This window comes from Streptomyces shaanxiensis, from assembly GCF_039537145.1.
Classification (GTDB): domain Bacteria; phylum Actinomycetota; class Actinomycetes; order Streptomycetales; family Streptomycetaceae; genus Streptomyces; species Streptomyces shaanxiensis.
In genome coordinates this window covers 346,177-358,566 of the sequence record NZ_BAAAZY010000001.1, presented here as the reverse complement: position 1 = coordinate 358,566, position 12,390 = coordinate 346,177, and the positions used below count along the sequence as shown (strand labels likewise).

General features: G+C 71.4%; 11 protein-coding genes and 1 pseudogene. 7 read left to right on the top strand and 5 right to left on the bottom strand.

Going from position 1 to position 12,390, the window contains the following annotated elements:
- Positions 1 to 259 precede the first annotated feature (259 nt).
- The 3 genes from mtnA (at position 260) to ABD932_RS01605 (ending at position 2,682) form a co-directional block, all read left to right on the top strand.
- Positions 260 to 1,291 (top strand): S-methyl-5-thioribose-1-phosphate isomerase, encoded by a 1,032-nt coding sequence (gene mtnA / locus ABD932_RS01615; RefSeq protein ID WP_345008237.1) that lies wholly within the window; start codon positions 260 to 262, stop codon positions 1,289 to 1,291.
- A gap of 83 nt (positions 1,292 to 1,374) precedes the next feature.
- Positions 1,375 to 1,707: an ArsR/SmtB family transcription factor gene (locus tag ABD932_RS01610; protein ID WP_345008236.1), complete on the top strand. Its 333-nt coding sequence runs from the start codon at positions 1,375 to 1,377 to the stop codon at positions 1,705 to 1,707.
- Positions 1,708 to 1,794: 87 nt separating this feature from the next.
- Positions 1,795 to 2,682 carry a TIGR03620 family F420-dependent LLM class oxidoreductase gene (locus ABD932_RS01605; RefSeq protein WP_345008235.1) on the top strand — a complete coding sequence of 296 codons (888 nt, stop codon included), beginning with the start codon at positions 1,795 to 1,797 and terminating at the stop codon, positions 2,680 to 2,682.
- Positions 2,683 to 2,809: 127 nt separating this feature from the next.
- Here the strand turns inward: ABD932_RS01605 and mtnB are convergent, their stop codons facing one another.
- From mtnB to ABD932_RS01590, 3 genes are read right to left on the bottom strand one after another with little or no spacing between them, the layout of a single operon-like run.
- Entirely contained in the window at positions 2,810 to 3,430 is a 621-nt protein-coding gene (mtnB, locus tag ABD932_RS01600) for a methylthioribulose 1-phosphate dehydratase (protein WP_345008234.1), read from the bottom strand.
- Positions 3,427 to 4,161 (bottom strand): acireductone synthase, encoded by a 735-nt coding sequence (mtnC, locus tag ABD932_RS01595; protein ID WP_345008233.1) that lies wholly within the window; start codon positions 4,159 to 4,161, stop codon positions 3,427 to 3,429. Before mtnC ends, mtnB begins: the two co-directional genes overlap by 4 nt.
- A complete protein-coding gene (locus tag ABD932_RS01590; protein WP_345008232.1) occupies positions 4,158 to 4,757 on the bottom strand; it encodes a 1,2-dihydroxy-3-keto-5-methylthiopentene dioxygenase in 600 nt (199 codons plus the stop codon). Before ABD932_RS01590 ends, mtnC begins: the two co-directional genes overlap by 4 nt.
- A gap of 577 nt (positions 4,758 to 5,334) precedes the next feature.
- On the opposite strand from ABD932_RS01590, the gene ABD932_RS01585 reads away from it, so the two are divergent.
- The 4 genes from ABD932_RS01585 to mtnK are packed head-to-tail and all read left to right on the top strand — an operon-like array spanning position 5,335 to position 10,258.
- On the top strand, positions 5,335 to 6,432 hold the full coding sequence (locus ABD932_RS01585; protein ID WP_345008231.1) for a substrate-binding domain-containing protein: 1,098 nt from the start codon (positions 5,335 to 5,337) through the stop codon (positions 6,430 to 6,432).
- On the top strand, positions 6,419 to 7,978 hold the full coding sequence (locus ABD932_RS01580; protein ID WP_345008230.1) for a sugar ABC transporter ATP-binding protein: 1,560 nt from the start codon (positions 6,419 to 6,421) through the stop codon (positions 7,976 to 7,978). The genes ABD932_RS01585 and ABD932_RS01580 overlap by 14 nt, the downstream gene beginning before the upstream one ends.
- Before the next feature lie 38 nt (positions 7,979 to 8,016).
- Positions 8,017 to 9,063: an ABC transporter permease gene (locus ABD932_RS01575; protein WP_345008229.1), complete on the top strand. Its 1,047-nt coding sequence runs from the start codon at positions 8,017 to 8,019 to the stop codon at positions 9,061 to 9,063.
- Between the two features lie 22 nt (positions 9,064 to 9,085).
- A complete protein-coding gene (mtnK, locus tag ABD932_RS01570; protein WP_345008228.1) occupies positions 9,086 to 10,258 on the top strand; it encodes an S-methyl-5-thioribose kinase in 1,173 nt (390 codons plus the stop codon).
- Here mtnK and ABD932_RS01565 read toward each other — a convergent pair.
- Positions 10,247 to 10,571 (bottom strand): annotated as a pseudogene (locus tag ABD932_RS01565) (SMI1/KNR4 family protein). The gene mtnK and the pseudogene ABD932_RS01565 overlap by 12 nt on opposite strands.
- 200 nt (positions 10,572 to 10,771) lie before the next feature.
- Positions 10,772 to 12,388, bottom strand: coding sequence for a glycerol-3-phosphate dehydrogenase/oxidase (locus tag ABD932_RS01560; protein ID WP_345008227.1), 1,617 nt, complete (start codon positions 12,386 to 12,388; stop codon positions 10,772 to 10,774).
- Positions 12,389 to 12,390 lie beyond the last annotated feature (2 nt).

The following is a 12,390-nucleotide window of genomic DNA, read 5'->3' as shown; positions in this document are numbered from 1 at the left end:
GGGGGGACCGGGGCCGAGGTGGGGGCGGCTCGGCGGTTCCGGGAGCGACTCAGCGTCGACAGCCGTCGCCGGCGCACCGGCCGAAGTCAAGGAAGCGGCGCTTGGTGAGCAGCACTCGTCCTCCCTCGTCTCGACCGGCGGGCTGCGGGTGGGTGGACTGTACACCCGACATTCGGACATGCGCCCGGCTGTCTCGAACTGTGGTTCTTCAAGGTCATGTACCGTGGCGAGACCCACAGGAGCAGCAGGAGTGTCCTTTATGTCCCAGGAGTTGCGTGCCGTCCACTGGACCGGATCCAGCCTCGCGCTGATCGACCAGACCCTGCTCCCGCACCGCACCGAGACGATGGACGTCCGCGATGTGGACACCCTGGTCGACGCGATCCAGCGCCTCGTCGTGCGCGGCGCGCCCGCGATCGGCGCGGCGGGTGCGTACGGCGTCGCGCTCGCGTTGCTCCAGGGCGAGCGCGAGGGCTGGTCGGCCGACGAGGTCTGCGCGGCCGTCGCCCGGGTCCGCGAGGCCCGGCCCACCGCGGTCAACCTCATGGTGTGCGTGGACCGCGTGATGACCCGCTTCGACGAGGGCCTCGACGCGGTCCTCGACGAGGCCGCCGCCGTACAGCGCGAGGACATCGAGGCGAACCGGGCCATGGGCGCGTACGGCGCCGACTGGCTGGTCGAACGCGTCGGCGTCGAGCGGCCGTTGCGCATCCTCACCCACTGCAACACCGGCGCGCTCGCCACCGCCGGATGGGGCACGGCGCTCGGCGTCATCCGGGAACTGCACGCGCGCGGACGCCTGGAGGTCGTGTACGCCGACGAGACGCGCCCGCTGCTCCAGGGCTCGCGTCTGACCGCCTGGGAGCTGGTCCAGGAAGGCATCCCGCACTACGTCCAGGCCGACGGTGCCGCGGCCGGCACCATCCTGCGCGGCGAGGTCGACGCGGCGATCGTCGGCGCCGACCGCATCGCCGCCAACGGCGACACCGCGAACAAGGTCGGCACCGTGGGTGTCGCCCTGGCCTGCGCGGACGCCGGGATCCCGTTCCTGGTGGCGGCGCCCACGACGACCGTCGACCTGGCCACGAAGAACGGCGAGGACATCCACATCGAACTCCGGGGCGAGGACGAGGTCCTGGAGTGGAGCGGCGTCCGCACCGCCCCGGCCGGATCGCGCGGCCACAACCCGGCGTTCGACGTCACGCCGGGGCGTCTGGTGACGGGCCTCGTCACCGAGCGCGGGGTGCTCCAGGTGTCGGCGGGCGAGCTGCCGGGGGAGCGGCTGCGCTGAAGGGCCCGCGGCCGGAGCACGGGCGGCCGCAGCACGGGCGGCCGGAGTGCCCCGGCCGCGGCGCCGACCTATACTCCGGACCCATGGCCGACGCTGCGACCTCCCCGGATGCGGACCTGGTCGGCGCCCTGAAGGCGCTGGCCAACCCGGTGCGGCTGCAGCTGCTGCGGTGGCTGCGCGAGCCCGAGCGGCACTTCGCGCAGTACGAGGCGATCGCGGACCCGGCCGAGGTGGGGGTCTGCGTGAGCCACATCCAGGCCAAGGCCGGACTGGCCCAGTCGACGGTGTCGGCGTACATGGCCGAACTGCAGCGGGCCGGGCTGGTGCGGGCGACGCGGGTGGGCAAGTGGACCCACTACAAGCGGGACGAGGAGCGCATCGCCGAGCTGGTGGACCAACTCGGGCGGACGCTCTAGCGGTTGGAGCGGATGTGTGTGCCAGGGGCGTCCTGTTGCACTTCATATCGAGAATCTGCGATATTTCGATGCATGGAGAATCTGGGCATGCGGAAACTGGGGACCTTCGGCATCTACACCTTCGACTTCGAGCACCAGCCCGCCACGCGGGTACGTGACTCCGTACAGGAACTGGAACAGCGGGGATGGCGGGCGGTGTGGTTCCCCGAGGTGGGCGGGCGTGAAGCGCTCACCCAGGCCGGCTATCTGCTCTCCTGCACCGAGCGACTGCACGTGGTCAACGGCATCGCCCAGATCTGGCAGCGCGAGGCGGGCGCGACCCACGCCGGGAGCGCTCTGCTGGCCGACGCCTACCCGGGACGGCATGTCCTGGGCCTGGGATTCGGCGGCGTACGCCGACCGGGCGTCAAACCCCTCGCCGCCATGGCCGGGTACCTCGACGAACTGGACACGCTGACGAAGGAGTCACCCAACCCCGCGCCGCGGACGCCGGTCCGCCGCGTCCTGGCCGCGTACGGCCCCAAGATGCTCGCCCTCGCCCGGGACCGCTCCGACGGCGCCCACACCTACCACGTCAACACGGCCCACACCGCCCGGGCGAGGGAGATCCTCGGCCCTGACGCGTTCCTCGGCGTCGAGCACGCGGTGCTCTTCGAGCCGGACCCCGCCAAGGCCCGCGCGACGGCCCGCGAGCACCTGCAGCCGTACCTCAACACGCCGTACAACATCGCCAAGTTCCGCCGCCTCGGCTACACGGACGACGAGATCGCGCACGGCGGCAGCGACCGTCTCGTGGACGACCTCGTGTTCTGGGGTGACGTGGACACGGTGGTCGAGCGGCTCCGCGCCCACGTCCGGGCGGGCGCCGACCATGTCGCCGTACAGGTCATCGGCACGCAGCCGGGCAGCTCCGCGATGCCGCACTGGCGGTGGCTGGGGGAGGCGCTGCTCGGGCGCGACGACGCGGACGCGTAGAGCAAGACCGGCTGCGGTTCGGCCGCGCCCCGTAGGGGCGCGGGGCTGTGTCGATATGCGGCTCCGCCGCGCGGGCGCGACCAGCCACGATGGCGCCGCAGCCGATCGACGGCATATCGCGGCACTTCTAGCGGAGCGCTTGGCGCTGAGCCAGCTCCAACTCCAGCAGCCACTCCACCACTTCGGTGTGGTGCCGGGCCTGGCGAGGGTCGTCACCCCAGACGTACAGGCCGTGTCCGGCCACGACCACGGCGGGCATACGCGGGTCGCGCGCGGCCTCCAGGCGGTCGCCGAGGACCTTCATGTCCTGGCTGTTGGCGATGACCGGCAGGGTCACCTCGACGTCGTGGGCGGGCTGGCCGACGCCCTTGAGCATCTCCAGGTCCTTGAAGACGATGCCGCCGGGCTCGCGGCGCCCCATGGCCACGGAGGCGACCGTGTGGACGTGGACCACGGCGCCGGCCCCGGTCAGCGCGGCCACGCGCGCGTGCAGTTCGGCCTCGGCGGACGGCTTGCCGCCGTGCACCGCGGCGCCCTGCCCGTCGACCAGCACCACGTCCGCGGGCGTCAGTTCGCCCTTGTCGTGGCCGCTGGCCGTCACCGCGAGCCGCAGCGGGTCGCGGGTCAGCACCACGGACAGGTTGCCGGAGGTGCCCCGCATCCAGCCGAAGGAGGCGAACCGGGCGGACTCGGCGGCCAGGACCGCGCCCGCCTCATCGAGGTCGAGTTGGCTTATGTCGGCGGTCACGTGCTGCTCCCGGAAGTGGTGATGGTGATCTCGTCGAACGTCCCCGCCTGCGCGTGGTCGCCGACGCCCTGCTCGTAGTACGGCTCCCCGGGCCGTCGGATCCCGACCGCGTGCCAGCCGACCGCGCGGGCCGCGTCCAGCTCGCCGGGGCGGTCGGAGAGGAAGAGGAGACGGGCGGGCTCGACGCCGGTCGCGTCGGCGATACGGCGGTAGGACTCCGGCTCCTGCTTGGGGCCCGCGTTCTCGGTGTCGTACAGACCGGAGACGAGCGACGTCAGGTCGCCCTCCGGGCTGTTGGTGAACCACGCCCGCTGGGCGGCCACCGAACCGGACGAGTAGACGTACAGCCGTAGGCCTGCAGCGTGCCAGGCGCGCAGCTCCGGTACGACGTCGTCGTAGAAGTGCGAGACGAGGTCGCCGCGGGCGAAGCCCTCGGACCAGATGATGCCCTGGAGGGTTTTCAACGGGGTGGCCTTGCGGTCCTCGTCCAGCCAGGCGTTGAGGGTCTTCTCGACCGCGTCCGCGTCTGCCTCCGGCTCGCCGGTCAGCTCCCGCACCTGCGCGACCGCCCGCGCCACCTCCGGGTCGCCGCCGCGCTGGGCGAGCAGCGCGCCGAACCGCGAGCGCGAGTACGGGTACAGCACGTCGACGACGAACCCGGTGGCGCTCGTGGTGCCCTCGATGTCGAGCACCACGGCGTCCACGTCGTACGTCAGGCCGGCGAGGCTCACGCGGCGCCCCGGTCGGCCTCGTAGCCGGCCGCGATCGTGTCGTAGTCCGGGAAGCGGCCGGCGATGGTGGAACCGGTGAAGTTGCCGATCCAGCCGTCCTCCTCGTGGAAGAAGCGGATCGCGGTGAAGGACGGCTTCGTGCCCATGTCGAACCAGTGCGTCGTGCCGCGCGGCACGCCCAGCAGGTCGCCCTTCTCGCAGAAGACGGCGTGCACCTCGCCGTTCACGTGGAGGTAGAAGATGCCGGAGCCGGAGACGAAGAAGCGGACCTCGTCATCGTCGTCGTGCGTGTGCTCCTGGAGGAACTTCTCGCGCGCGGCCTTCGCCTTCACGGGGAACTCCGGGTCGTCGCTGGGGTGCAGGCCCAGGACGTCGACGGTGGTGAAGCCCTCCTCGGCGTTGAGCCGGTCGATCTCCGGGCCGTACGCGGCGAACACGGTGTCGCTGTCGGCGTCGAACGGCACGTCCTCGCGGATCGGCCACTGCTCGTAGCGCACGCCCAGCGGCTTGAGGGCCTCGGCGATCTCGACGGGGTCGGAGGTGCGGCGGGTCACGGTCTCCGGTCCGGACTCGGGCCAGGTCGTCAGCAGGGTCATGGGGCAACTCCTGGATCTGGAAGGGGGGTTCGGGTACCGAGACAAGCACCCGGAGGGGGCAGTGAGGAAGGGCGCAGCGGCGAGAGCTGGTCGGCGCCGGTCAGCCGCGACACAGCGCGCCCGGACAGCAGCGCATGGCGGGCATGCACATCGCTGTCGCGCGGGGTGTCGTCATCAGGGCCTCACTGTGCCGGTTCGGGTGCCGGTCCCGTGATCGTAACTCCGCCGAGACTCGGTCGCGGCGTCAACAGGGTGTGACGTAGTCGTTGTCTCACGTGGTGAGAAACCGCTTCCATTGCTTTGACGGGTGGCTGAAATCGTTCCCATGATCTCCGTATGAAGACGCTGCTGCTCGTGCGGCGGCTGTACGTGGACTTGCTCCGGTCGACCACAGCCAGCTGTCGCTGACCTCATCCGGAGCTCCCACGCGCCCGCACTTCGCGGGCCGCCCACGACCGGCCGTGCATCCGTACGGACCGCGCCGGGCCGCCGGGCCACGTACCGGCCGGCGGCTGTCGGTGTCCCCAGCTCCGGGCCGAGCAACTCCCCACCCCTTCCTCGCACCTGGAGCCGCTTCATGTCCCGTGTCCGCCTGCCCCTCGCCGCGCTCTCCCTCGCCTCCGTCTCCGCCCTCCTCCTCGCGGGCTGCTCACAGTCCACGGACGCCTCCAAGGACTCCGGCAACACCGCCGCCTCCGCCTCGGCCGCCACCGGCGAGAAGCCCGCCCCGTTCAGCAAGGGCGCCGTCAAGGTGGCCCTGGTCCGGCAGAGCGGCGCCGGCGACTACTTCGAGCAGTGGGGCAACGGCGCCAAGGCGCAGGCCAAGGCCCTCGGTATCGACCTGACCGTGTACGACGCCCAGGCCGACAACGCCAAGCAGGCCACCGACCTGTCCTCGGCCATCAACTCCGGTGCGCAGGCCATCATCATCGACCACGGGTTTCCGGCCACCATCCAGCCGGAGATCGACAAGGCCGTGAAGAAGGGCGTCAAGGTCGTCGTCTACGACGTCGAGACCTCCACCAAGGGCGTCGTCTCCACCAAGCAGGACGACGCGAGCATGGCGCAGGCCGTCCTCGACGTGATGGCGAAGGAGGTCGGCAAGGACGCCAAGGTCGGCTACGTCAACGTCGCCGGATACGCCGCCCTCGACAAGCGCGACAGCGTCTGGAAGTCCACGGTCGACGCACAGGGCTGGAAGCAGGAGTTCAAGGTCGGCAAGGTGACCGACTCCACCGCGACGGACAACGTGCCGCTGGTCTCCGCCGCCCTCACCCAGCACTCCGACGTCGCGGGCGTCTTCGCGCCCTACGACGAGCTCGCCAAGGGCACCGTCCTCGCCGTCCAGAACAAGAAGCTCCAGGACAAGGTGAAGGTGTTCGGCGCCGACGTCTCCAACGCCGACATCCAGAACATGACCGCCACCGACAGCCCCTGGGTCGCCACCGCCGGCACCGACCCGTCCGCCGTCGGCGCCGCGGTCGTCCGCACGACCGCCCTGGAGCTGGCAGGGCAACTGAACAAGACCTCCGTGGAGTTCCCGGCCGTCGCCATCACCCAGGACTTCCTGCGCGAGAAGAAGATCGAGAACATGGACCAGCTGCGCGAGGCGCTGCCCGCGCTGAACCTGGCCAAGGTCAGCACCGCCGACTGGATCTCGAATGTCGCCCACTGACGCCAGTGACGCCCAGGCGGCTGTCAGCCTGCGGGACGTCGGCAAGTCCTTCGGCGGCAAGACCGTCCTCGCCTCCGTCTCCCTCGACATCGCCCCGGGCAGCGTGGTCGCGCTGCTCGGCGCGAACGGGGCCGGCAAGTCCACGCTGATCAAGATCCTGTCGGGCGTGCACACCGACCACAGCGGGGAGGTGCGGGTCGCCGGGGAGCTCGCAGCTCTGCAGTCCCCGCTCGCCGCCCGCCAGTTGGGTATCCAGACGGTGCACCAGCGCATCGGCGAGGGCATCGTCCCCGGCCTCACGGTCGCCGAGAACCTCGTCTTCGAGGAACTGGCACAGCAACGCGGCAACCCGTTCCTGGGCGGACGCCGATTGCTCACCCGGGCCCGCGAGATCCAGGCCGCCCTCGGCCTCGACTGGAGCGACACCGTGCTGCGCGGCGACGTCACCGAACTCGGCGTCTCCGACCGCCAGTTGCTCATCCTCGCCCGCGCCCTGGCCACCCGCCCCCGGCTGCTGATCCTCGACGAACCGACCTCGGCGCTGTCGGCGGCCGAGGCGGAGCGGCTCTTCGCGCTCGTCGAGAGAATGCGCGACGACGGCATCGCGGTGCTCTACGTCTCCCACCGCCTCGGCGAGATCGACGCCCTCGCCGATCGGCTGGTCGTCCTGCGGGACGGGCGTCTCACCGAGGACCAGGCCAAGCCGTTCGACTGGGACGCCGCCCTGCGCGCCATGCTCGCCCAGGCCCAGGAGGCCACGACGGCACGCCCGGTCCGGGAGGGCGAACGGGGTGGCGTGGGGACGGTCGGGCACGTGGGGGACGCGGCCCTGTCGCTTCGCGGCGTACGGCTCTTCGAGGGCCGGGCACCCCTGGACCTCGACCTTCATGCCGGCGAAGTCACCGGCGTCGTCGGCCTGCTGGGCGCGGGCAAGACCGAGCTGGCCCGAGGCATGTTCGGGGCCGAGCCGTTCGCGTCCGGCACGGTGGAGCTGGCCGGCAAGCCGTACGCGCCCCGCCGCCCCGCCGACGCCATCCGCGCCGGCGTCCACCTCGTCCCCGAGGACCGGCACGCCGACGCCCTCGTCCCCGGCTGGTCGCTGGCCCAGAACATCTCGCTGCCGTTCCTGAAGTCGCTGTCCCGGCTCGGGCTCGTCAACACGGCGAAGGAGAACGCCCTCGGCCGCGACACCATCGGGGCCCTCGGTGTCGTCGCCCGCGACGAGCACAGCACCGTCGAGGAACTGTCCGGCGGCAACCAGCAGAAGGTCGTCGTCGGCCGCTGGCTCGCCGAGACCCCGCGCGTCCTCATTCTCGACGAGCCCTTCCGGGGCGTCGACATCGGTGCCCGCCGCGACATCGGGCGCCGCGCCCGGGCGCTGGCCGCCGAGGGGGCCGCCGTCCTCGTCCTGTCCGCCGACGTCGACGAGGTGCTGGAGGTCGCCGACCGGGTCGTCGTGCTGGCCGCCGGTGAGGTCCACCTCGACGCGTACGGCGAAGACGCGGAACGCGACCGCGTCATCCAGACCATCTCGGCGTCCGTCTGACGCCGGCCCCGCCCCCAGGAAGTCCAGGGAAGCACCCCATGACCACCACCCAGAGCACCGAGGTCCCCACCAAGGCGGCGATCCCGCCCGCGACCTCCACCGCCGTGCGCGTCCAGAACGCCGTCATCAAGTACGGGTTCATCTTCGTCACGGTCGCGCTCTTCGCGTACTTCGCGCTGAGCGAGGGCTCCTTCCGCGAGTCGGCGACCCTCCTCGACACGCTCCGATACGTCTCGGTCGCCGCGATCCTCGGCCTCGGCGTCACCCTCACCATGGCCGTCGGCGGAATGGACATGTCCGTCGGAGCGGTGGCCGGCCTCGGCGTCTCGGTCGCCGCGCACACCATGGTCGTCCTCAACCAGATCGGCACGGTCGCGATCGTCGCGGTGCTCGCGGCGGGCGCGCTGGCGGGCCTGCTCAACGCCCTGCTCATCGTGGTCCTGAAGATCCCCGACATGCTGGCCACCCTCGGCACGATGTTCGTCATCCAGGGCACCAAACTCATCCTGGTCGACGGCCAGTCCATCACCCCGGGCATGACGCTGTCCGACGGCACCACCGCACCCGGCAAGTTCACCGACGGCTTCCTGAAGATCGACCGCGGGACGGTCCTCGGCATCCCCATCTCCGTGCTGATCTTCGGCGCGCTGACGATCGCCGCCTGGGTCTTCCTCGCCCGCACCCGCTGGGGCCGCGTCCTGTACGCCATCGGCGCCAACCCCGAGGCCGCCCGCCTGGCCGGCATCCGCGTCGGCGCGTACCGGGCACTCGCCTACGTCCTCTCCGGCGTCCTCGCCTCGATCGGCGGCCTGATCCTGGCGTCCCGCATCGGCCAGGGCGATGTGTCCGCCGGCACCTCGCAGCTGCTGGAGGCGGTCGCGGTGGCCCTCGTCGGCACCTCGGTCCTGGGCCGCGGCCGCCCGAACGTGTGGGGCACGGCCCTCGGCGCCGTGCTGATCGGCATCATCACCACCGGCCTGACCATCAAGGGACTGCCGTACTACACCCAGGACGTCGTCGAGGGCGCGGTCCTCATCCTCGCGCTCGTCTTCAGCTTCACCCTGTCCAAGCGCCGCACCGCCTGAGGAAGTTCGAGGAGTTCGTACGATGGGCTACCGCATCCTGGAGACCGACGACATCCCGGCGTACCTGCGCGAGCGCGGCCACTGGGACGACGCGGCCGATCCGCGGGTCCGCGAGGTCTCGGACGGCAACATGAACCGGGTCTTCCTCGCGACGAGCACGGACGGCACGCGCAGCCTCGCCGTGAAGCAGGCCCTGCCCTGGGTCCGGGTCGCCGGGCCCTCCTGGCCGATGAACCCCGACCGCGCCGACGCCGAGGCCCGTGCGTACGAGCAGGTCGCCAAGGTCGCCCCGGACAAGATCCCGGCGGTCCACGGCTACGACCCCGAGAACTACGCCCTCGTCATGGAGGACATGTCCGACCTGGAGGTGCTGCGGACGCTGCTGAACGAGGGCGCGCCCTACGGCCCGCACACCTCGGCGAGGATCGGCGAGTTCGTGGCCCAGTTCTCCTTCGCCACCAGCGACTTCGGCATGGCGTCGGCCGACCGCAAGGCCCTGATCGCGGCCTCGGTCAGCCCCGAGCTCTGCAAGATCACCGAGGATGTGGTCCTCTCCGAGCCCTACATCGAGCACGAGCACAACCACTGGCACGAGGGCCTGGACGACCTGGCCGCGCAGTTCCGCGCCGACGCGGGCCTGCGCACCGAGGTGGCCGACCTCCGCCACACCTTCATGACCGGCGCCCAGGCCCTCCTCCACGGCGACCTGCACACCGGCAGCATCATGGTCGGCGAACGCGAGGGCGCCCCCGTGGTCCGGGTGTTCGACCCGGAGTTCTCCTTCGTGGGCCCGATCGGCTACGACCTCGGCCTGTACTGGGCCAACGCGCTGGTGTCGGAGGAGCGGGCTCGTGCGCTCGGCACGCTGTCCGACCACGAGGACCAACTCCGGCTCTCCTGGGAAGCCTTCGAGACGGAGTTCCGCCGCCTGTGGCCGACCCGCGTCGACCCGTTCTTCGACGACGCCTACCTCGACCGCTTCCTGTGCCGGGTATGGACGGAGTCTCTGGGCTACGCCGGCACCGAGATCATCCGCCGCATCATCGGCTTCGCCCACCTGACCGACCTGACGACCCTGGCGGACCCGATACCGGCGTCCCGGCGGGCGCTCCTGCTGGGACGCGAACTGATCCTGCGCCGAGCGGAGTTGACGTCACCGAACGCCGTACGCGAGGCCGTTGCGTCACTCACCTGACCCGGCGTCGAACCACTCCTTGCCGGCTGCCCAGTGCTGCACCCAGCCGGCGAAGCCGGGCTCGGAGGTCGTGAAACCGAACTCCGAGCCGAGGGGCATGGCGCCCACGTCGGTGATTCTCCGGCGGCCCTTGGAGCGACCCGTCCGACACCTCCGCCACGAACGAACGGTACGGCTCCGGCAGCACCACCCCGTGCTCCGCCTCGAAGGCACGCACCGCCTCCCAGCCGAGCGCGGACTCGCCGCCGTCGTCCACGGCGAACGCCTCGCGCAGCGCGGCGAGTTCCTCAGGGGCGGCCCGATCGATGTTCATGTCGCCATGGAAGCACCCGCCACGGACAACGAGGCATACGAAAGGGGCGGCTCCGTCGGCGTGGAGCCGCCCCTTCCGGTGGTGGCCGGCCCCGGTGCGGATGGGGCCGCCCTCGTGCGGTCCGGCTCGGTCAGGGGAGTGGCCGGACCCTGCGCCGCGGGAGGCTCATCCGGCGAAAACCTCCCTCGGCGCGTTCGAGGTCACTTCTTGTCGAGCAGGTCCTGGACCTTCGCCCGGACGTCGTCCGAGGCCAGACCCCGGATCGTCAGCGTCGTACGACGGCGCAGCACGTCGTCCGGCGTCTCGGCCCACTCGTTGTCCCGGGCGTAGACGACCTGGGCCCAGATCTCCGGGGCGTCCGGGTGGACGCGCTCGCCCAGCTCCGGGTTCTCGTTGGCGATGCGGGCGATGTCGAAGGCCAGGGAGCCGTAGTGGGTCGCCAGGTGCTTCGCCGTGTCCGCCGCCATGCGCGGGCCCGGCGCCGGGCGGTCGGTCAGCAGACGGTGGGCGACCGCGCGCGGGTTGGCGATACCCGGCAGCGGCAGCTTCTTCGGCAGCGAGGCGATCGGCTCGAAGTCGTCGCCCAGCGGGGCGCCCGGCAGGGACTCCAGCTTCTGCATGATCGTGCGGCCGATGTGGCGGAACGTCGTCCACTTGCCGCCCGCCACGGACAGCATGCCGCCCGTGCCCTCGGTCACGACCGTCTCGCGCTTGGCCTTCGCCGTGTCACCGGGCCCGCCCGGCAGCACCCGCAGACCCGCGAAGGCGTACGTGATGAGGTCCCGGCCGAGCTGCTGGTCCCGGATCGAGAACGCGGCCTCGTCCAGGATCTGGGATATGTCCTTGTCGTTGACCGCGACATCCGCCGGGTCGCCCTCGAACTCCTCGTCCGTGGTGCCCAGCAGCAGCATGTCCTCCCAGGGCAGGGCGAACGTGATGCGGTACTTGTCGATCGGGGTCGCGAGCGCCGCCTTCCAGGGCGCGGTCCGCTTCAGGACCAGGTGCGCGCCCTTCGACAGCCGGATCGACGGGGCCGCGTTCGGGTCCTCCATCTTGCGCAGGTGGTCGACCCACGGGCCGGTCGCGTTCAGCACGAGACGGGCGTTCACCCCGAACTCGTCGCCGGACAGCCGGTCCTTGAGGTCCGCTCCGGTCACCCGGCCCTTGGTGAAGCGCAGGCCGCTGACCTCGGCGTGGTTGAGCACGACCGCGCCCGCCTCGACGGCCGCGCGGACCGTCATCAGCGCCATGCGCGCGTCGTTCATCTGGTCGTCGCCGTACACGGCCACGGCCTTGAGGTTCTCGGTGCGCAGCTCGGGCACGTCCTGCGCCGCCTTGGCGGGGGACAGGAGGTGGCCGACGCCGTCACCGAACGCGGAGAGCGCGGAGTAGGCGAAGACGCCCGCCCCGAGCTTCGCGGCGCCGTGCGGCCCGCCCTTGTACACAGGGAGGTAGAAGGTGAGCGGGTTCGCCAGGTGGGGGGCCACCTGGCGGGAGACCGCACGGCGCTCGAAGTGGTTCTCCGCCACCAGCTTCACCGCGCCGGTCTGCAGGTAGCGCAGACCGCCGTGGAGCAGCTTGGAGGAGGCGGAGGAGGTGGCGCCGGCGAAGTCGCCGGCGTCGACCAGAGCCACCCTGAGGCCGGACTGCGCGGCGTGCCAGGCGGTGGAGATGCCCAGGATGCCGCCGCCGATCACGAGAAGGTCGTACGACGCCTTGGAAAGCTGCTCCCGGGTCTCGGCGCGGCTCGGGTTGGAGCCGGAGGCCGGGCGCGTACCGAGGGCAGGCACGGACTGCAGGGTGGTCTGACTGGTCATTT